At 70.5% G+C, this 20757-nt stretch carries 16 protein-coding genes; 7 read left to right on the plus strand and 9 right to left on the minus strand.

The features are described from left to right. Positions 1 to 353 precede the first annotated feature (353 nt). Complete coding sequence (locus tag ABZZ04_RS37860) at positions 354 to 2240, plus strand: DUF2075 domain-containing protein (RefSeq protein WP_356936789.1); 1887 nt, start codon at positions 354 to 356, stop codon at positions 2238 to 2240. A 193-nt stretch (positions 2241 to 2433) separates the two neighbouring features. After that, on the plus strand, positions 2434 to 4533 hold the full coding sequence (locus ABZZ04_RS37865) for a DUF2075 domain-containing protein (protein ID WP_356936801.1): 2100 nt from the start codon (positions 2434 to 2436) through the stop codon (positions 4531 to 4533). Positions 4534 to 4607: 74 nt separating this feature from the next. Here the strand turns inward: ABZZ04_RS37865 and ABZZ04_RS37870 are convergent, their stop codons facing one another. From ABZZ04_RS37870 to ABZZ04_RS37895, 6 genes are all read right to left on the minus strand, one after another. Beyond that, the gene (locus ABZZ04_RS37870) at positions 4608 to 4736 is read right to left on the minus strand and encodes a DUF6408 family protein (RefSeq protein WP_356936790.1); all 129 of its coding nucleotides are present in this window, start codon (positions 4734 to 4736) and stop codon (positions 4608 to 4610) included. A gap of 780 nt (positions 4737 to 5516) precedes the next feature. Continuing rightward, positions 5517 to 5924 carry a PIN domain-containing protein gene (locus ABZZ04_RS37875; protein ID WP_356936791.1) on the minus strand — a complete coding sequence of 136 codons (408 nt, stop codon included), beginning with the start codon at positions 5922 to 5924 and terminating at the stop codon, positions 5517 to 5519. Continuing rightward, positions 5921 to 6196, minus strand: coding sequence for a hypothetical protein (locus tag ABZZ04_RS37880; RefSeq protein ID WP_356409374.1), 276 nt, complete (start codon positions 6194 to 6196; stop codon positions 5921 to 5923). Before ABZZ04_RS37880 ends, ABZZ04_RS37875 begins: the two co-directional genes overlap by 4 nt. 359 nt (positions 6197 to 6555) lie before the next feature. Continuing rightward, positions 6556 to 7983 (minus strand): hypothetical protein, encoded by a 1428-nt coding sequence (locus ABZZ04_RS37885; RefSeq protein WP_356936792.1) that lies wholly within the window; start codon positions 7981 to 7983, stop codon positions 6556 to 6558. Between the two features lie 233 nt (positions 7984 to 8216). Next, the gene (locus ABZZ04_RS37890) at positions 8217 to 8849 is read right to left on the minus strand and encodes a DUF6000 family protein (protein WP_356936793.1); all 633 of its coding nucleotides are present in this window, start codon (positions 8847 to 8849) and stop codon (positions 8217 to 8219) included. Between the two features lie 3 nt (positions 8850 to 8852). Continuing rightward, a complete protein-coding gene (locus tag ABZZ04_RS37895; RefSeq protein WP_356936794.1) occupies positions 8853 to 9095 on the minus strand; it encodes a CPCC family cysteine-rich protein in 243 nt (80 codons plus the stop codon). A gap of 281 nt (positions 9096 to 9376) precedes the next feature. Between ABZZ04_RS37895 and ABZZ04_RS37900 the strand changes: the two genes are divergently transcribed. Beyond that, entirely contained in the window at positions 9377 to 9931 is a 555-nt protein-coding gene (locus tag ABZZ04_RS37900; protein ID WP_356936795.1) for a hypothetical protein, read from the plus strand. Between the two features lie 102 nt (positions 9932 to 10033). Here ABZZ04_RS37900 and ABZZ04_RS37905 read toward each other — a convergent pair whose 3' ends face one another. Beyond that, on the minus strand, positions 10034 to 11581 hold the full coding sequence (locus tag ABZZ04_RS37905) for an alpha/beta hydrolase (protein WP_356936796.1): 1548 nt from the start codon (positions 11579 to 11581) through the stop codon (positions 10034 to 10036). 454 nt (positions 11582 to 12035) lie between these two features. On the opposite strand from ABZZ04_RS37905, the gene ABZZ04_RS37910 reads away from it, so the two are divergent. Further along, complete coding sequence (locus ABZZ04_RS37910; RefSeq protein ID WP_356936797.1) at positions 12036 to 12881, plus strand: peptidoglycan recognition protein; 846 nt, start codon at positions 12036 to 12038, stop codon at positions 12879 to 12881. 97 nt (positions 12882 to 12978) lie between these two features. Here the strand turns inward: ABZZ04_RS37910 and ABZZ04_RS37915 are convergent, their stop codons facing one another. Further along, positions 12979 to 15630, minus strand: a complete 2652-nt coding sequence (locus tag ABZZ04_RS37915; RefSeq protein WP_356936798.1) for a discoidin domain-containing protein — start codon at positions 15628 to 15630, stop codon at positions 12979 to 12981. Between the two features lie 240 nt (positions 15631 to 15870). Next, entirely contained in the window at positions 15871 to 16968 is a 1098-nt protein-coding gene (locus tag ABZZ04_RS37920) for a threonine synthase (RefSeq protein ID WP_356936799.1), read from the minus strand. Positions 16969 to 17201: 233 nt separating this feature from the next. On the opposite strand from ABZZ04_RS37920, the gene ABZZ04_RS37925 reads away from it, so the two are divergent. From ABZZ04_RS37925 to ABZZ04_RS37935, 3 genes are all read left to right on the plus strand, one after another. Beyond that, on the plus strand, positions 17202 to 18788 hold the full coding sequence (locus tag ABZZ04_RS37925) for a S8 family peptidase (protein ID WP_356936800.1): 1587 nt from the start codon (positions 17202 to 17204) through the stop codon (positions 18786 to 18788). A 447-nt stretch (positions 18789 to 19235) separates the two neighbouring features. After that, on the plus strand, positions 19236 to 19988 hold the full coding sequence (locus tag ABZZ04_RS37930; RefSeq protein WP_148835817.1) for a GntR family transcriptional regulator: 753 nt from the start codon (positions 19236 to 19238) through the stop codon (positions 19986 to 19988). A 614-nt stretch (positions 19989 to 20602) separates the two neighbouring features. Next, positions 20603 to 20757, plus strand: a 155-nt coding sequence (locus tag ABZZ04_RS37935; protein WP_356936802.1) for a carboxyl transferase domain-containing protein, incomplete at its 3' end; no start/stop codon positions are given.

A 20757-nucleotide genomic window follows, 5' to 3' on the forward strand; every position in this document is an offset into this window, starting at 1 on the left:
CTGACCGAACAGCGGTCCTGCCCAAAAGCCCCTGCCAGGGCCTGACCCTCTACCAGGCCCTGGCACTCCTCCAACACCTCCTGGCCACCTGGACCGGCACCTGCCCCACCTGCCGACAACCCACCCCATGGCAGCCCTACGACACCACCTAACAAAGCCCTACTAGAAGAGTCTGGGCCTGAAGCGCCACGCGTGCTGCCACCGACGCGACCACCGGTGCGACGGTCAATACCGCCAGGTACCCTCAGATAGTTTCGTCAACGCGGCCCGACGGGCTTCCGCTCCACCCTGTGGAGTCTCGAAGGACATGCCCCCACCCGCACGATCTATTTCGTGCTGCCCGGGGGAAGTCCTTGTTGTTCCGCGCTTCTGCGAAAACGGTCGCCACTATGGCGCTCGATAGTTCGCTCTATCTCCACCTCACAGAGCAATTCACCCACAGGCACGGCTACCAGCCCACCTCCTCGGAGGCACGGTCCTGGGAGCGGAGCATCCCCGCCCTGACCGCCGCGCTCAATGACGCGGGACTCGGTGACGTGGAGGTCATGCTCGAGTACGCGCTCCCCATGAACAGCAAGCGAGCCGATGCGGTTCTCGCCGGCGTCCACCCACGCACGGGCGACCCCTCTTACGTCGTGGTGGAACTCAAGCAGTGGAGTGATGTAGTCCCGGACGAGGACGACCCGCTCCTCTGCCACGTCCCTTCCTACACTCAGCCGGTCCTCAACCCCATCGAGCAGGTGCGCCGCTACTGCGAGTACCTCGTCAACTTCAATGGCGCTGTCACCGGCCACCCGGAGAGGGTCGGGGGAGTGGCTCTCCTGCACAACGCCACCGAGTTCGATGTGGCTGCGCTGCGCGAGATCGAGTCCGAACAGTGGGGACAGTTGTTCGCGGGCGACACCCGCGGTGGCTTCATCGACTACGTTCGTTCCTGGCTCAGCCCTGAGTATCCGGGCGCCGCAGCCGCCGACGCGCTGCTCGCGGCCAAGACGGTTCCCTCAAAGCAGTTGATGGCGGTCGCGGCACAGGAAGTCCGTGAGAGGGAGCAATTCGTGCTCCTCGACGAACAGCAGGTCGCCTACCGCAAGGTTCTCAACGCGGTACGCAAGGCCCAGCGGTCCGACCACAAGGAGGTCGTGGTCATCACTGGTGGCCCTGGCACAGGTAAGAGCGTCATCGCGCTCTCCCTGCTCGGCGAGTTGTACCGGCGAGGCATCCCGGCTCTGCACGCGACCGGGTCCCAGTCCTTCACCAGGACGATGCGCAAGGTCGCGGGTGCCAGGAAGCGCGAAGTTCAGGATCTCTTCAAATACTTCAACAGCTTCATGACGACGGAGAAGAACAGCCTCGACGTACTGGTCTGCGATGAGGCACACCGCATCCGTGAGACATCCGCCAACCGGTACACGCCGGCCGCACGCCGAACCGGTAAGCAACAGATCGACGAACTGATAGACGTGGCGAAGGTGCCCGTCTTTCTGCTTGACGAGCACCAAGTCGTGCGTCCGGGCGAGATGGGCACGGTGGAAGAAATTCGAGCCGCGGCAGCACGCAGGGGGCTGAACTGTCCGGTCGTAAACCTGGAAAGCCAGTTTCGCTGCGGCGGGAGCGATGTATATCTGCGCTGGGTGGTGCGGCTTCTGGGGCTGGAATCCGGCGGCCCGGTGGCGTGGCACCCGGACGATCGTATGAAACTCCTGTTGGCCGACAGCCCGGAGGAGATGGAAAGCTTCCTGGATGGCTGCCGCGGCCAGCGCTACAGCGCTCGCATGTCAGCCGGCTACTGTTGGCATTGGTCCCCGGAACCCAAGCCGGGACAGCCCCTTCCGGCAGACGTGAAGATCGGCGCTTGGGCGCGCCCCTGGAACCTACGCGGCGACCGCTCTGTCTCCGGGGCACCGCCGTCCGCCCTGTGGGCCACCGACCCGGCGGGCTTCGGACAGATCGGTTGCGTCTACACCGCCCAGGGTTTCGAGTACGACTGGTCCGGCGTCATCATTGGCCCCGACCTGGTGTGGCGCGGCGACCGATGGGTGACGGACCGTACGGCGTCCAAGGACCCGGTGTTCAAGCGCTCGACCTCGAACGCCGATGTGGATCGCCTGATCCGCAATACGTACAAGGTGTTGCTGACCCGCGGAATGGTCGGTACGGTCGTCTACTCCACGGATCGAGAGACGCAGGAGAAGTTGCGAGAACTGGTAGGTGCCGAGCGGCGTGTGGCTGTCACCGTGTGAACGACCGGCCTGAACTCGTTGCTTTCTCGCCAACTTGCCGCTGACATGCCACGAGCCGACCGGGGGAAGTGCGTGTGATCTGTCGCGCTCCCTAAGATCACTCATACCAATTGCGGCCCGACGGGCTTCCTCCGCGAGGACACGCCCCCACCCGCACGAGTCACTCGTGCCCTGGGGGAACCACCTCGTGTCGATGCTGCTGCTGAGGCTGTCTGCGCAAGATTTGCTCACCCTGAACTCCAGGCGGCGGATGGTGCCGCATCTCGCCGCCAGATACCAGCACTTCCGTGGCCGCGACGTTTCTGATTCAGAACGGAAGGCATGGGCCGAGAGCGTGGTCGAGTTGGCGGAAGACCTCGTTGAGGCAGAGCGGGGCAACGTCGAGATGGTCGTCGAGTGCGCGGCGACGGTCGACGAACCGAGGAAGGGGGAGCCGCCTCTCATCGACGTCGTACTCGTGGGCCGGCATCCGGAGACGCGTCTGCCGTCGTACCAACTCGTCGAGTTGAAGCGATGGTCGATGGTGACGCAGGTGGAAGCCGCTACCGCGAAGCTCGTGAGTGTGCCGGGATACAAAAGCCCTAAGAAGCACCCTGCATTGCAACTCAGGAACACATACCGACTGTTCACCGGCGACCAGGGACCACTGCGTGGCATCACGGTCGAGTGCGGCGGATTCGCGTACCTGCACAACGCCACCGACGATTCAGTTCGACCCTTGCTCGATACGCTGGCGCCGACTGGAGCGTATGAGCGTGTGTACACCCGAGACAGCCGCAACCTACTCCTTGCGGACTTGCGACGGCATTTCGCGGAGGACGGCGCGGACTCCGAGGCCGAGCAGCTCCTGCGGTTCATGAACTTGCGCAACACGCCGCTTCTCGACGCGATGATCAGATCCCGCGGAGAGGACACGGTGTTCACTCTGCGCGGACAGCAGAAGAGAGTGGCGGCGAGCGTTCGGGAACGAGCCGCTCTGGTTCTCGGAAATCCCGCTCCGCCGCAGAGCGACGGACGAGCCGTGTTCATCGTCACGGGGGGTGCAGGCACCGGAAAGAGTGCCGTGGGCCTACAGCTCAGGGCCGATTTCGAGGCAGCCGGACAAACAGTGAAGTATGCCAGCGGTAGCCGTGCCTTCAACGGTGCGCTCCAGGAGCAGGTGGGCTACACCGAAGCGGAGTTCAGGGAGAGATTCGCCTATTTCAGCAGCTTCGTGACACCCCAGGACCCTCCCTTGGACGTCCTCATCTGCGACGAGGCGCATCGCTTGAGAGAGCGAACCATCGATATGTACGGCCGGGAGGAGAAGTCGGGCAAGCAGCCTCAGGTGGACGACCTGCTCGATGCCTCCCGCCTCACGGTGTTCTTTCTCGACGAGAGCCAGTCCGTGCGACCCAAGGAGGTCGGATCGGTGGACCTGATCGAGGAAGCCGCAAGAGCGCGGGGGATCGTTCCACTCCACTATGGACTCAGGGAGGAATGGCGCTGCGGGGGCAGCGACGCTTACATCCGCTGGGTGCGGGCTGTCCTCGACATCGAGGCGGGAACCACGGAGTGGACCCCCGACGGTTTGATGCATGTCGAAGTCGCGGACAGTCCAGAGGAACTCGAGTACATCATCAGGACCGAGGCTGAGGCCGGGGCGACGGCTCGCATGGTGGCCGGATTCTGCTGGCCGTGGACCGCGCCTGTGGGAAAGGGGAAGGCTGCGCACCTGGAGGCAGACGTGCGGATCGGTGAATGGCACCGACCGTGGAACGCCAAAGGCGACGCCTTCTGCGAGAACGGAACGGTGCCGCCGTCCACGAAATGGGCAGTCCACCCGTACGGCATCAACCAGATCGGCTGTGTGTACACGGCCCAGGGCCTTGAGTGGGACTGGTGCGGGGTGATCCTCGGCGAGGACATGGTCAGACGCGGCGACCGCTGGGTCTATGGCAAGGGGCAATGGCGTAGGGATCCGGTAAGCAAGGCCAAACGCGTCAGGGTGCCCGGTTCGTTCGATATGAAGCTGCGCGAGGGTGCAGGGAGCGAGGAAGAAAAGGAGCGGGAGTTCGCGAGATGTGTTCGGCACGCGTACCACGTGCTCATGACCAGGGCGAGCCGGGCGACAGTGCTGTACTCCACGGACGAGGAGACGCAGAGGTACCTCAAGAGCCGCGTAGGTGACGTGCAGATCCATGGCCTGCGGCCCACGTGGGAAAATCTCCCAGCCGAGGCGCGGATACCGCATCTCACGAGCCCGAAGAGGAAGGGAAACAACACCCCTCCGGGGCAGGAGCTGCTCTTCTGAAGGATTCATGTCGCGCGGCGGAAGCCGGACGGGCTGAAGGGTGGCGGGCTCGCCGGGCCCGCCACATGCCTGCCTCAGATGAGGTGGCGCGCTGCCACCGCCAGTGCCTCCAACACGAGGTTGGAGACTACGCTCGCGGCGACGCCGGCCAGGATCTCGCGGATCCAAGGACGACGCGCAGGCTTGTACTCGACCGGTTCCATAAAGGCCCACTCCATGGTGTGAGTTCGGAATGGCAGGACCGCCCTACCGGGCATCCGCCCCATTCGTCACTCACAGCCAGCGGACTGGACAGTGGACTCCGCCTTATACCCTCCGGGAAGGTGCGCAGCAGTGAAAGCCTAACTCACTGGATGCGCCCTCTCGTCGGATTAACGAGCCCCGTACCCAGAGGAAGACAGTTCCGCAGGAGACCGGGCTGTTCGAGATCACGGTGTCCTTCCAGCCGTCCGAGGCCGAAGGCGCCCTGCTCTCCGTGCGAGCCCAGTCACCACTGGAGTAGATCCTGGACGATCTCTTCGACTCTCCAGCCTTCTGCGATCGACCAGCTCGCTCTCCTTCTCCGTAAGCAGGACCCGGAAAGACTTCGCCAGGCCCTTGCAGCGCTCGGCGAGAACGACGCTCTCCCCCTGACCTCTGTGGCCGCCGCCGCGGGCATGCCGCCTGCCCGGTCCCGCGGCTACCCCGCCGTCCTCACTCAGCTCCTGAACATGGACGGAATCCAGGTCCTCGAGCTCCCCCCCCGACAACAAGACACTGAAGCTCAACCTGGCGTGGCTGAAGGCCCAGTTCGAGCTCGAGGAGTAGGCCCAATGCGGAATTCACCTGCACTGAACCGGCTGGACAAGGTTCCTTGGCAGCTGAGACGAGCGGCTGCCCGGGTATTGCCGGGGCCTCCTGGCCTTCCCTCGCGCGTCGCCCTCGCAGATGCCTTCTACGAAGCAGCAATCAGTAGCTGGATTCAACTTGAGTAAACGCCGAGGTCAGACATCCCTGATCTGTACGAGGTCACCGCACAGTTTCGCCCAATCGTCGCGATCCGAGGTCAGTACGAGGACTGGCGTCGGGGAGCGGAGCGCCATCGCGGCGACGAGGGCGTCGATGGCGTACTTGTGGCCGTGTAGGCCACCGGCGTCGCTCAGCAGCTGAACCGCGGTGAGACTGTCCGCCTGGGTGACGTCCTGCCCCTGGAGGCGGGAGAGCAGCCAGCGCAGCCGGGCGGTGTCCGTTTTGCCGTAGACGGCCTCCACCACCGTCAGGGCGGACACGAGGACGGGCACGCCCACGCGCCGAGCGGCCTCGATCCGGGTGATCATCTGGCGGTCGTTGCGCAACAGGAGCGACAGCGCCTGGGAGTCAAGCACCAGGGACCTGGCCGCGGGCTCCTTCATGCGGCGCTGTCGTTCGACGCGTAGGGTGCCGGAGCGTCACCGAACAGTTCGCTCTGCGCGGCCTGGATCTCGGCCTCGCTCAGCGGCTCGTGCTCGGCTTCGTAGGCCGCCACGATCTCGGCGAGGCCGTCCATGGCGAGCTGATGCCGGACCGCTGCCGTCACATACGCGGACACACCGCGCTTCCCGGTGCGCGTGCGCAGAGCGCCGAGGAGTTCCGAGGGCATCGAGACGGAGATGTTCTCCGTGCCGCCGGGGCGAGGTGACTTCATGGGCGTAAGTCTATTACAGAAACTATTACAGCGTCGGAGTGCTGCGCGGTCTGTAGCCGGGGTGGGCGTCGACGCGTAGTCTTGGCGCTTCTGGATCTTCTTGTGCTTTGCAGTGAATCCCGTGCTGGGATGGTGCTGGGATGCGCCCGCATACCTGCAGGTCAGAGCCTTGTAGCGGAGTTCCGCTTCAACGTCTGATACGTCCGGCGAAAGGCCGTCCGACCTGCGGTGGAGCGGGTCGGGCGGCCTTTGCGGTTTGAGTGGGGGCCGTGGCGTGCCGGACAGTTCCGGCACGTGGGGGAGCGGCTGTGTCCTTTCGTCTTGGACCCGTACTCGTGGGGCCGGCCGATGAGCCGCGTTCAGGAGTGGTTCCACTCCTCACCGGGCAGCGAGTGCCACAGGTCGAGCCAGCCGTGGAGCAGGAAGAGCGGCCGGGTCAGGACGACGTCGCCGGCCCGCTGGGAGCGGAGCGCCAGGCCGAGGTCGGCGAAGACGGGGTCGGCGGCGGGGCTGTACGTCAGGCTGCCGGGGCGCGGTGTCGTGCGGTGGACGAGCCAGTCCTCCACGTGGGAAGGCGCGCAGCCGGTCAGCGGGGCCGCGTCCAGTCTCACCTGGGGGCCGGTGAGGGCGTCCACGGCGACGCACCCCAGGCGGCCGTCCTGGAAGAGGGCCCTGATCCCGATCCCGGTGAAGTCGGCGTGGGAGAGCTGCTGTTCCGCGCCGCGGTGGGAGCGGGACGAGACGGCCGGTCCTTCGCCGAGGGCGCGGGTGATCTCCTCCACGGTCATCCCGAAGTGCAGGGGGCCGACTCCCACGTACGGCGTGAACGTCCACTCGGCGCGCTCCTCCTCCCGGGCGATCCGCCACGGGCCGCGGTGTCCCGTCCCACTTCCCGGGGCGGCCACGGGCGGCCCGGGCACCGGCTCGTGCGGGGGCGCCGGTGTGGGCGCGGTCCGGTGCTCACGCCGACGGCCGAGTCGTCCCGGAGCCGCGGTGTCCTCGGGCTGCTCCTCCAGCCAGCGGATCGCCTGTTCCTGGCCCTCCCCGAACGGGTCGTCCGCCAGATCGCGCGCCCGGTCCAGGGCCGCGCGGCGTTCCTCCTCCGCGGTGATGAGACCGGTGACGTCCTCGCCCCAGGCCGCCAGCCTCTCCCGGGCGATCCACCGGTAGTACGAGTCCGCGCTCACGGCGAGGACCTCGCGAACGGCGGGCGCGTACCGGGGCACGGACGGGGCGAGGGCGGGGTCGGTCAGGAGCAGGGCGGCGGCCGCGAGCGCCGCCTCCCTCACCTGCGGATCGTCGTCGTCGCAGAAGCCCGCGATGCGGTCGTGGAGTACTGGCCTTGCCGCACGGGCGGCGGCCAGATCCTGCGCCGTGCCGACGCCGTCCTCTACGTCCAGACGGGCGATGTCGGCGAACGAGGCCAGCCAGTTCAGCAGTTCGGCGCGCAGCGGCCGCAGGCCGGCCCTGCTTCCCCACCGGGCTTCGGTCAGGGTGCGCGGATCGTCGAGAAGACGGGTGAGGACCGAGGCCGCCGGGGCGGTCGCCGGGAACACCCGCTCCTGGTTGAGGAGCAGCCGGTACAGATCTTCCACCGCCCGCACCCGGCGGGCCGGGTCGGCGGCGAGCACGGCGCCGAGGATTTCCGGGGTGTCGGGTACACCGTGCCGACCCGTGCAGAAGTGCGGCAGCTCCTCCCAGGCGGTGTCGGCGAGTTCCGCCCGTGCAGCGGACGGCAGGGAGTCGGCCGGAGCACCAGGAAGGTCCGGGGACATCTCGTTGATCACGGCCGCAGTGTTCCAGGCGACACCGACATCAGTGGCACCGGAGGTGGCCGGGACCGCAAAGGCCGAACGCCTCCTCGCCTCCGTGGCTCCGTCGGCACAGCCACCGTTCTCGTCCGGCATCGCCGTCCCACCAGCCCGTGACGAACCCTCCGACCGTGACAGCAACCATCGGTCACTCCTTCCGTGCTCGTGCGCTCAGCGGATTTTTCGAAGCCGCAGGCAGGCGGCTGTGGTTACGGCCGGGTCCAGCCGTCGGCGAAGTCGCACTGGAGGTCCGTCGAGCGGCGCTGCTCGGCAGGCGCGTGAGCGGGGTGGTCACGGAGGTGGGGCAGGGCGTTGACCCACTGGTCCCAGAGGCCGCCGGGCCGGATGAAGCGGTCGGCGTGGCGGGTGCCGAGGTGGGCGTCGAGGCGGAGGAGGGCGCCGAGGGCGGTGGGCTGGTCGTAGCGGAGGCCGGTGCGGGGGAGATAGCGGTCGAGGTAGGCGGTGAGGATCTCGGCGTCGGCGTGTGTGCCGAAGCGGGCCAGGGCGAAGCAGTAGGCGCCGCCGGAGTAGCAGACCTCGCTGGCCAGGAGCAGGTCGCCGATGCGTGCCCGGAACCGTTCGCGGCGGTCGACGCCGATCAGCCAGGCGGCGGTGAGGCGCGAGCGCCACTCGTAGCCGAGGAGGGCTTCCAGTTCCTCGTCGGTGATCGCGGCGGCGTCAGCGATCAGGTGCCGGGTGAAGCGTGTGGTGTGCCACCACCGGGGGCCCAGGAACCGCCCGCCGTTCAGTACGAGATAGCGCGGGAGGCCCCCGTACATCCTCGTCACGTAGCTCTCGACCACATGACCGTGGCCGATTTCGGCGGGGTGCTGGGACGGCATCGGTCACCTCTCCGGGTACAGGAGGTCGGTGGCGGCAGCGGTGGCTCGTAGGCGTGCGGTGAGCGGTGGGACGGCGAGGGCCCGGTCCTCGGCCGGTGGGCGGACGTACCGTCGGCCGTGCTCGTCGCAGGCACCGAGATCCTGGTGGTTGCGCGGGGCCTCGAACAGGGAGAACCGGTTGGCCCCGCCGGGCACGGCGTCGAGCACGCGGTGCCCGCAACAGGGGCAGGGGTGGCGGTCGCTCACCTGTCCAGTTTCGTTGCAGATCCGGTCGGCGTGCCATGTATTTCTCGGCCTCGGAGGATCCGGGCAGGCCGCAGGCGTTCCGCTTCAACGGCTGGGCCCCGGGCGGGAGGGCGATGGTGCGGCTTCGCCGAGGGGGTCATGTCCGTTCGCCGGGGCGTGGGCCGCGTGCGCCGCGGGACCCTTCGGGCGTCAGCGATGGCGGCCGGCGGGCGGGAGATAGCATCTCCGCATCTGGTGATGGCGGCCGCCCGGTGCGGCGTCCCTCTGGAGACGGGGTCCTCGTGAATGAGAGCGGGCAGCGGAACCGGATCTCGGACGGGCTGTCCGTCATGTACGCGCTCGAACGCGTTCTGGGCCAGCGGGCTTCCGACCGGACCCCGCAGTGGGCGGAACTCGGTTTCCCCGTGATCGACCGGGGCAAGTACGCGATCTTCCCGCTCGCGGTGGTTCCCGTGCGGGAGGGCGGTGGTTCCGGAGGGTCCGAGTGGCTGTCGGACATCGAGTACAGCCTGCGGAGCAGCTGCGTCCATTTCTTCGGGGGCGATGGTTTCCACGCGGAGACGGAGCTCGACGCCGAGGAGGGGTACGGGCGGAAACTCGTTGAGGCCGGAGCCGTCGTCAACGGATCGTCCCGGCTGTGTCTGTGGTGCATCCAGCGCTTTGCCGCGGTGCTCGTGCGCTCCGTCGACGAGCGACGCGCGCGGGAGACCCTGGCCTTCCACATCGTCCCGAAGGACTGGGTCCGGTACGTCCCGCGCAACCCGGGGACAAAGCGCGAGGCGTCACGTTATCGACGGGTCGTCAAGGAGCGGGACGCCGCCGACGTGGTCTGGTGAACACGCGGGCGGCGTCGGAGAGGGAGTTGGCCCAAGCGGACGTGTGGTGGTTTCGGCAGACGGGGGAGCGGCGGGCCTTCGCCCCGCCGCTCCCCCGGGTGGTCAGCCCTTCGGGGCGGTGAGGTAGGTGTCGATCACTCGCATCGCCTGTTCCGTCCCGCCCCTGCGGTACAGCCAGTGGCTCACGGTGTCCATCGTGAACAGGGTCGCCCTCGGGAAGGAGCGTGCCATGCGGCGTGCGCCGGGCAGTGGGGTCGCCAGGTCGTGGGTGGCGTTCGCCACGAGGACGGGCGGGAGGGGGCCCTTCGCCCGGGCGGGGCGGGGCTCGGGCGGCATGGTCCAGCCCTGGCAGCCGAGGACGGTGTCCAGGGCCTGGGAGTTGTAGCGGACGTGCGGGGCGGCCTCGGCGGCCCGCTTGAGGATGGCCCGGTACTGGGCGTGGTCGCGGATCCGGAAGTCGTAGTCCCGGCACAGCACGAGCCGCGAGGCGATGTCGGTGCCGGTGGGTGTCCAGCGGACCTCGCCCCTGCCGGTGTACAGGGCGGCCAGTTGCTTCGCCGTTTCCTCCCGGCCCCCCTTGCCGAGGGCGAAGGTCAGGAAGTCGGACAGCTGGTCGGCGTCGACCGCGGTGTCCGTCGGGCCGTCCGGGCCCGGGTCGCGGAGCGTGCCCGCGTCGGCGCGGGCGAACAGTTCGTCGGTGACGGCGACCAGGTCCCTGCCCCTGAGCGCGCAGGCCGCGTCCTTCTCGCACCAGGCCGCGAGCCGCTTCAGGGTGTTGTCGGTGGTGACGCTGCCGTCGACCAGGTAGCGCTCGGCGTCCGGCCGGTCCGGGTCCATCGCGCTGTCCAGGGCCAGCGCGCGGAGCCTGCCGGGGAACAGGCGCGCGTAACGCTCGCCGAGGAAGGTGCCGTAGGAGTGGCCGATGAAGCTGATCCGGCTCTCGCCGAGGGCGGCCCGGATCGCGTCCATGTCCCGGGCCACGCTCTCGCCGTCCATGTGGGCGGCGAGCGGCCCCGTACGCTCCAGGCAGCTGTCGGCCAGTCGGCCGTTCAGGGTGCGCAGCCGCTCGAACCCGGCCGCGTCGCGCGGGCGGGCCGGGATCGACTCGATGATCGTCTCGTCGCACTCGGCGTTCCGGCTGCGGCCGATGCCGCGCGGGTCGAAGCCGATCATGTCGAAGCGCCGGAGCATGTCCGGGGTGTAGCCGCTGACGGGGTCGTCCGCGTACAGCGCGTCGTCGGACCCGGGTGCCCCGGGGCCGCCCGGGTTCGACATCAGGACGCCGATCCGCCGTGCGGGGTCGGTGGCCCGGTGGCGGGCGACGAAGATGCCGATCTTCGGGCCCTTCGGCTTCGACCAGTCCAGTGGCACCCGCACCGTCGCGCACTGCGCCCGCGGGCTGGGATCGGGGTAGGGCGGCTCGGCCGGGGGACAGGGGCCCCAACTGATCGGCGGGACTGTGGTGGTGGTGCCGGACGACTCCCGGGCTGCCGCCTCGCCGGAAGCGGTCGAGGCGGTCGGGACGGTCGCGGCGAAGGAGGAGGCGGACAGGGCCAGGAGGAGCAGCGCGGAGAGGGTCCGCCGCCTCGGGGACGAGGAGAGGGACGGGGGCCGGGGCGGGGAGAGAGGGGTGTGCGGGGGCGTGGTCATGCGGGTGACTGTTCCGGTCCCGTATGACGGTGCCTCCATGAGCACATGGTGGGAACGTAACAAGGGGTCCGGCCACCCGGACGCCGCCGGCCCGCCCGCGCTCCGGTGCTTCCGTCCGGGGTGTTTCCGTCCGGCGGGGGCCGGTCGTACCGCCCCCGGCGTGCCGTGGCGGAAGAGGCGGAGGTCCACGGAGTGCCCGCAGGATCGCCCGGTGCGCCTTCCCCGCCGTCGGCCCCCGAGCCGGGCGGGGCCTTCCGGACGCGTCCTCGCCCGCCTGCACTAACCCGGCGCGCGCGGTGCCCCCCGCGCCGCGAGGCTGTGGGCGTAAGCGCCTGTCGGCGGTCCCCGACCGGGCCCGCCGACGGGCCCTCGGTGTTCCCGCCGTCCTCCCGGCGAAGACGAAGAAGGTTCCCCTGTGCGTTTGCATCGAATAGCCCTGTGGGTCACGGGTCCCATGGCCATTCCCCTCATAGCGGCGCCGACCGGAGTCACGGCGGCCGGTGCCATCGGTGAGACGGCCCCGGAGGCGGCCCGTTCCGTGCGGGCGGCCGTCGCCACCGAACCGGCCGTCGGTGCCTCGCCCACGTTCCCGGCCCTCGAGGCGACGTCGGTGTCCCTCACCCACGGCGCACCCCGCCCCGCGATCGTCTCGCGCGGCCGGTGGCGGGCCGACGAGACCCGGCGCGACACCCACGCGCGTTACGCGGGAGGGGTCACGGCGGTCTTCGTCCACCACACCGACACCCCCAACGACTACGACTGCGCGGACGTCCCCCGCACCCTGCGCAATCTGTACACGGGCCAGACCAGGGACCGCAGTTGGGGGGATCTCGGCTACAACTTCCTCGTCGACAGGTGCGGCACCGTCTACGAGGGCCGGGCGGGCGGTACCGGGCGGGCCGTCATCGGCTCCCACACCGTCGGGTTCAACCAGGGCACCACCGGCATCGCGGCGATCGGCACCTTCGGGGCGGGAACGGCGGTGCCGGCGGCCATGGAACGGGCGATCGCGGCCCTCGCCGCCTGGAAGCTGGGCCTCGGCGGCATCGATCCGGCGGGCAAGGTGCGGCTCACCTCCACGAACGACAGGAGCCGCTACCCCAAGGGGACCTCGGCGGTCTTCGACGCCGTCTCCGGCCACCGGGACGGCTTCGCCACCAGCTGCCCGGGAGAGGCGCTGTTCGCGCGGCTCCCCGCGATCCGCAAGGCCGCCGCCGAACTCCAGGGCCGGTCCCGGAAAACCTCGTCCGGGACACATCTCCCGGTGAGTCTGGGAAGCCTGTACCACAACGCGAATTGACGGCAGGACCACAACGCGAATTGACGGCAGGCCGGGCGATCCGGTCCGGACCTTCCCGGCGGCCCTCCCGTCGCCGGTGCCCGGTACGCCCTCGCGGTCACGGTCGTCCGACCGTCAACTCGCTCACCCCCGGGGGCTTTCGGGCGTCCTCGGACGCGACCGTCAGCCGCACCAGCCGGGCCACCGGATCGGTCCCCGCGCGGTACGGCCGCCAGCGGGTGCCGTCCGCCGAGACCTCCAGGCGGTACGAGGAGGGGCGCACGTCCGCCCACCGCGGCGCGATCGACGTCACCGGGCCCGCCCTCCCCAGGTCCACCGTCAGGGCGCCCTTCGCACCGTCCGGGGACCAGACCGTGGCCGGGCTGCCGTCCACCGCGGCCGCCGCGTACAGGCCCGGCGTCTCCGACGTGGCCGTCGCCGGGCGGCAGCGGGCCGCGTCGGAGGTCGGGGCGAGGTCGGGGCGCCGGGTGGGGAGGGCGAGCACGTGGTCGAGGGTGCGAGGGCCGGCGGGGGAGTGGACGGTGAAGGGGGCGCCGGAGGTCAGCCGCACCGTCGTCGTCCGGGGCCCGATCACGATGTCGTACGTACTGCCCCGGTGGCGCAGGCCCCTCAGGGTGACGCCCCGGTCCAGCTGCGGCGGCAGCATCGGGTCGAGGCGCACCCCGTCCTCCCGCAGCCGCAGCCCCGTCAGGCCGTGCGTGAAGACCTGGAGGAAGCCGCCCTTCCCGGTCAGGAAGTCGTCGGCGGGGAAGCCCGACAGCGGGTCCTGGGCGCCCGCCTTCGCGCCCCGGGCCTCGCTGAACAGGGCGTACGGGCCGCGGGTGAACGGGCGGACGGCGCGCTGGAGATAGGTGTACGTCGCGCAGCCCGGCTCCCCGGTCGCGGCCGCGTCGATGGCGTGCACCGAGTCGGTCATCGCCGGGCCGTCCGGGTCGGTGAGCGCCGCGTAGTGGTCGAGCGTGGCCGCGGCGGCGCCCGGCTCCATCGGCCACTCCAGCGGGTAGACCAGCAGCACGGTGTCCGCCTGCTTGATCGTCGAGTCGTTGTAGCCGGCGTACTGGAGGAAGATCTTCCGCTCGGGGTCGTACGGGATGCGCAGCCCGTCCGCGACCCGTCGCCACCCGTCCGGCGCGGGGTGTCCGAGCAGCTGTGCGGCCCGGGTGGCGTTGCGCAGGGCGGTGGCCGCGACGGCGTTGGTGAAGACGCCGTCGGTGACGCCGTTGCTGTACTCGTCGGGGCCCGCGACGTTCTTCACCGAGTAGCTGCCGTCGCCGTTCGCGGTGGCCCGGGAGACCCAGAAGTCGGCGATCCCGCTGAGCAGCGGCCAGCCGCGCCCGGCCAGCCAGGCCCGGTCCCCGGTCGCCAGGTAGTACTGCCAGACGGCGAGCGAGACATCGCCCTGGAGGTGGTTCTGGGTGAGGCAGTGCGGCGGGTCCCAGCTCTGGCACTCGGAGCGCAGATCGCCCCGGCTCGCGCTCGTCCACGGGTAGAACAACCCCTCGTGGCCCAGCTCCCGGGCGTTGGCGCGGGCGGCCCCACGGGTGCGGTAGCGGTACTCGACGACCGTGCGGGCCAGTTCGGGGCGGGTCACGAGCAGCCCCGGGTACATCCAGGTCTCGGCGTCCCAGAACACCATGCCCGCGTAGTTGTCGCTGGTCGGTCCGGCCGGCGCGATGCTGTCGCGGGCACCGGCACGGGTGGCGGCGGCCAGCCCGTACTGCGCGGACCGCAGCCACTTCTGCAGCTCGGGGCTGCCCGGCACCAGTACGTCGGCCGCCCAGACCCGCCGCCAGGCGGCGGCGTTCGCGGCGAGGACCCCGGACCAGCCGCGCCGGGCCGCGCGCCGGGACGCGTCGCGGGCGGCGGTGCGCGGGGCGGACGAGGTGAGCGCGGTGTCGACGCCGACGTACTTCTCGAAGGTGTACGTGCGCCCCGCGCGCACCCGGTGCGTGCTGTGTGCCGCGACCGGGGTGCGGGCGCCGGGGGCGCCGGTGCGCAGGGTCTGGACGATCGCGCCCGCCGTCCCGGTGCCCAGGGTGCGGAACGTGCCGTCGTCGGCCAGGTCGATCCGGCGGGCGCCCCGCGGGTCGAGGCGGCCGGTGACGGTCGCGGTGCCGTTCCAGCGCGGTGTCATGCGCAGCCGTACCGCGCCCGTGTGCGGGTCGGAGCGGTCGGCCAGCACCTCGTACACCAGGTCCGTCGCGCGCCCGTCGGCCGTGGTCCAGCGCAGCGACGTGCGCACCAGGCCGCAGCGCAGGAAGAGCGTCTGGCGGTAGCGCGAGATCCGGCCGGGGGGAGTGCCGGTGCCGTAGGTCTCGTCGCCGACGCGCACGTCGAGGGTCGTCCAGCTCGGCAGTGCGGCGATCACCTCGCGGCCCCCCGCCAGGTCCGCCTCGCGCCCGAACAGGCCGGAGACGAAGGCGCCGTCGTAGCGCGGGGTGAACAGCGGCCAGCCGGTCCGCTCGCCAAAGGAGGCGTAGCCGGCGCCCGCGGCGGGGATCCGGTGGCCCAGGTAGCCGTTGCCGACGTAGGGGTCGTAACCGGCCGCCTCCCCGAACCGGGTGGAGGCCGGCGCCCAGGCGGGGTCGGTGTCCCGCCCGCAGGCCGTGGCGGCGGGGGGCGGGGCCGCGGCCGGGCGCGGCGAGGCGTGTGCCGCGGGGGCCGGTGGCGCGGCCGGGGCCCCCGCGACCAGGGTGCCCGCGGCCAGGACGGAGAGGGACGTGAGGAGACGGATGCGCGAAGGGCTCACCGTACGACGGTAGGAAACGGTCCCGCGCGGCGGTGTGCGGCGCGCGGGGCGACCGGTGGACGGACCGGGGCGGGACGGTGCGGGGAGGGGCGTGCGACGGGGGCCGTGGTGCCCCGGAGCACACCCCGCCCGCCTGCCTGCTCGCCTGCCCGCGTACTCGCCCGCCCGCGCATCCGCCCGCCGGGGACGCACACCTTGTCCGCCTCGCCCGCCTGTCCCGGGACGCCGGGGCTCACCGGGTCAGTTCGCGAGGCCCGTCTTGAGGCCCGCGCCGCACAGCGGCACGACGACGCTCCGGTCCGTCCAGCCGCCGACCGCGGCCCAGCAGGCGACGCCCGTCGTCTCCACGTAGAAGCCGCGCGAGGCCAGGTCCAGCTGCGCCGCGCGGATCTGCTCCTCGGACACCGTGAGGAAGGTGCCGCCCGATTCGCGCACCGCGGCCAGGACGGCGCGGGCGCGCGGCGGCCGGGGGATGGCGATGCCCTCGGCGAGGGTGGGGGAGAGGGGACCGGCCGGTTCGTCGAGCAGCTCCGCCGCGTCCGCGCGGAACGCGGCGGCCAGCGGCGACACGGCCTCGGCCTGCACGGCGATCAGCGCCGGGCGTTCCTCGATCAGCCCCAGCGCGTGGAGTTCGGCGGTGGCCAGGGCCGCGCCGAGGAGCAGGGTGCCGTTGCCGACCGGTACGGCGATGGCGTCCGGGAGCCGGCCGCCGAGGTCCTCCCACAGCTCGTACACATAGGTCTTCGTGCCGTGCAGGAAGTACGGGTTGAAGACGTGCGAGGCGTAGAAGGTGCCGGGGGCGTCGGCGGCGGCACGGGCCGCCAGGGCGGTGGTCTCGCGGTCGCCGGGAACGATTTCCAGCCGGGCGCCGTGGGCCCGGATCTGCTCGGTCTTCTTCGGGGACGTGCCCTCGGGGACGTACACCGTGCAGGGCAGCGAGGCGCGTGCGCAGTACGCGGCGACGGAGGTGCCGGCGTTGCCGCTGCTGTCCGCGACCACGCGCTCGGGCGAGAGGCGGCGGGCCAGTTCGGCGAGCATCACCGCGCCGCGGTCCTTGAAGGACAGCGTCGGCATCAGGAAGTCGAGTTTGGCCGAAACGGTCCCGGTGAGCGGGACGAGCGGGGTGCGGCCCTCGCCGAGCGTGGTCGCTGGCGAGTCGAGCGGCAGTGCCTCCTCGTAACGCCACAGTGAATTGACGCGTGTCTTCAGGGAGTTGACCGAAAGAGCGGCGGAAGGCGCGAAGTCGAGATCCCAGGGACCGCGGCAGACGGGACAACACCAGGTGAGAGCGGTGGTGGCGGCCCGGGTACCGTCCTGCGGGCAGAAGTAGGTGGGCATGCCCGACAGCATGTCAGGCGTGTGGCGGCGGCATGACGAAGGCGTGGCGCACCTGTTGGACCCTTGTGCGATTCCCAAGAATCGGTCAATCTTTCGCTGTCGGTCAGGACCGTGGGCAAGCACGGAACTTTCAACAGCCGATTGTCATGCCCATGTTTAACAGTGCCTGTTCCGTTTTGAGTAGCACGTGTAACCCCCCACCCATGCACTGTGATTGAGGAGGATCCCCCCACATGTCGGTGACGCGTCACACCCCCCACGCACGTCGAAGACTGGCCGCGGCGAGTGTCATAGCCGGTGCGGCCCTCGCACTCTCCACCGCTGCGGTGTTCCCCGCCTCCGCCTCGGATCAGCCGGCGGAGGGGCTGATCCAGAACGCGGGCGCCCCGGGCACCATCAGCGGCAGCTACATCGTCACGCTCGACGAGTCGGCCCCCGACGCGGGCTCCTCGGCGGGCCGCGCGGTGGCCAAGGAGTACGGCGCCAAGATCAAGCGGACCTACCGTTCGGCCGTCAACGGCTACTCGGTGGAGCTCTCGGAGAAGCAGGCGAAGCGCCTCGCCGCCGACCCGGCGGTCAAGACCGTGGTGCAGAACCGGGTCTTCAAGGCGACCGGCACCCAGCCCTCGCCGCCCTCCTGGGGCCTGGACCGGATCGACCAGAAGTCCCTTCCGCTGAACCAGAGCTACACCTACCCCGACAAGGCGGGCGAGGGTGTCACCGCGTACATCATCGACACCGGTGTGCGCATCTCCCACAGCGACTTCGGCGGCCGGGCCTCGAACGGCTACGACGCGATCGACAACGACAACACCGCGCAGGACGGCAACGGCCACGGCACCCACGTGGCGGGCACCGTCGCCGGCGGCTCGTACGGTGTCGCCAAGAAGGCGAAGATCGTCGCCGTCCGGGTCCTCGACGACAGCGGATCCGGCACGACCGAGCAGGTCGTCGCGGGCATCGACTGGGTGACGGCGAACGCCGTCAAGCCGGCCGTGGCCAACATGAGCCTGGGCGGCGGCGCGGACTCCGTGCTCGACGAGGCCGTCCGCAAGTCCATCGCGTCCGGCGTGACCTACGCCGTGGCCGCGGGCAACGAGTCGACCGACGCCTCCACGAAGTCCCCGGCGCGGGTCGCCGAGGCCATCACGGTCGGCTCCACCACCAACACCGACGCCCGTTCCAGCTTCTCCAACTACGGCAGCACGCTGGACATCTTCGCGCCGGGCTCCTCGATCACCTCGTCCTGGAACACCAGTGACAGCGCCACCAACACCATCTCCGGCACCTCGATGGCGAGCCCGCACGTCGCCGGTGCCGCGGCCCTCTACCTGGCGGACCACCCGGGCGAGAGCCCCGCGCAGGTCTCCGCCGGACTGGTCGCCGCGGCCAGCAGCGGTGTGGTGACCAGCCCGGGAACGGGTTCGCCGAACCGTCTGCTGAACGTCGGCGGCGGCTCGACCACCCCGCCCGGTGGTGACAAGTTCGAGAACAAGACGAGCTACACCATCAGCGACAACTCCACCGCCACCTCGCCGATCACCGTCTCCGGTGTCACCGGCAAGGCGCCCGCCTCGCTGAGCGTGGCCGTCGACATCTCGCACACCTACATCGGCGACCTGACGATCGACCTGGTCGCGCCCGACGGTTCGGTCTACAAGCTGAAGGCCGGCGGTGAGGGCGGCAGCGCCGACGACGTGAAGAAGACGTACACGGTGGACGCCTCGTCCGAGACGGCCAACGGCACCTGGAAGCTGCGCGTCCAGGACAGCTGGTACGGCGACACCGGGAAGATCAACGCCTGGTCCCTGCAGTTCTGATGACTGACCGTCGGTGATCCACCGACCGTGCGGGGCGGCTGCTCGGGCAGCCGCCCCGTCGCGTTTTCCGCCACGAGCCTCCGGCGGGACCGCTGCCGGTGCCACGAGTCCCCGGCGGGGCCGCTGCCGGGGACGCGGGCCCCGGTCGACGGCGTTCACCGGCCCGCCGTCGTGCGTGCCGCCCGTTTCCTCGTCGGCGTCCCCTCGTTCGGTTGTCCCCGTGGCGGGGCCGAGGGGCGAGGGATTGCGGGAAACGGGGAGAGGGAAGGAAGGGGCGGGAGGATCGGGAGGGGCCCAGAAGGGCCGAGATCTTTCTGGCAGTCGACGGCCGGATATGCATGGGTGGGCTGCGAATCATCACATCGGGTGAATCTTTGGCCTGTGCTTGCGGTCCACAACCGACGGTTGTCAGGCTGTCGCAGACTGTCAACCTGTTGGGAGTGGCCTGTGACTTTCGGTGAGCAGCCCGCGTATCTGCGCGTTGCAAGCGATCTGAGGGAGAAGATCGTCAACGGTTTGCTGCCGCCGCATACGCGCCTGCCTTCGCAGGCCCGTATCCGCGAGGAGTACGGAGTCTCGGACACCGTCGCGCTGGAGGCGCGCAAGGTGCTGATGGCCGAGGGACTGGTGGAGGGGCGCTCGGGCTCCGGGACGTATGTGCGCGAGCGTCCCGTGCCGCGGCGGATCGCCCGCTCCGGCTACCGGTCGGCCACCGGCGCCAGTCCGTTCCGTCAGGAGCAGACGGCGGAAGGGGTGCGTGGGACGTGGGAGTCCCGCAGCGAGCAGGAGGAGGCGAGCGCGGAGGTCGCCGAACGCCTCGGCATCGAGCCGGGCGACCGGGTGATGCGGACGAGGTACACCTTCCGGGAGGCGGGGGAGCCGATGATGCTCTCGACCTCCTGGGAGCCGCTCGCCGTGACGGGGCGCACGCCGGTGATGCTGCCGGAGGAGGGGCCCCTGGGCGGCTGCGGGGTGGTCGAGCGGATGGCCGCGATCGACGTCGTCGTGGACAACGTGGCCGAGCAGGTCGGTGCGCGCCCGGGGCTGGCGGAGGAGCTCCTGGCACTCGGCGGCGTACCGGGACATGTGGTGATGGTGATCGAGCGGACGTACTACGCGTCGGGCCGCCCGGTCGAGACGGCGGACGTGGTGGTGCCCGCCGACCGCTTCCGGATCGCCTACCACCTCCCGGTCAGGTGACCGTGCGCGGTGGGGCGGTGTGGCACGGGTTCGACGGGGACGGCGCGGCGCGGGTGCGACGGGTGCGGCGTGGGGCGCGGCGGCCGGTTCGATGGACGGCGGCCCGTCGGCGACCGCAATGGCTTGTCATGTCCAGCCCGTAATTCCTCGTCCGGGGCAGCCCGCCGGACGGCCCCGCGGGCATGACCGCGCGGGTGAGGGGCCGGACGCCGACCGGGGTCGCACGGTTCGCGCCGTCCGCCCGCACCGGCTGTCCGGGCCCCGCCCGCACGGGCGGGGCGGTCGGGCACCGGGCGGCTCCGCCGTCCCCGGGCTGACACCGATGCCGTGTGCGGCAGCCTCTCCATGCACAACGCGGCGCCCGTGCCCGGCTGCTGGCAGCTTCCTGTAGTGGGCATTGCCGCGCGCGGCGCGGGCGCAGTTCCATGGAGCGCGTCAGGTGCAGTGCTCGCTCGTGTCGCCGAGCCTCCCTGCCCGGCGGGCGATCCCCCCCCTCGTACCGCCGGGGCGCCGGGGGTCCGGTCCTTTCGAGGCCGGTCCGCCGGTGCGGTCCGAGCTCACACGGTGACGGTGGGGTGCCGGCCTGACCGGCAGAGACGACAAGGGGGTTGGCCATGCCACACAAGACGATGGACGAACTGGTCGCGATCCGCGCCGAGGCGCTGCGTGGGCCCAGTGACCGGGCGACCGAGGCGCAGCATGCCAAGGGGAAGCTGACGGCGCGTGAGCGGATCGGTCTGCTGCTGGATGAGGGTTCGTTCCGTGAGGT

This window comes from Streptomyces sp. NPDC006435 (assembly GCF_040612315.1).
In the GTDB taxonomy this organism is placed as follows: Bacteria; Actinomycetota; Actinomycetes; order Streptomycetales; family Streptomycetaceae; genus Streptomyces.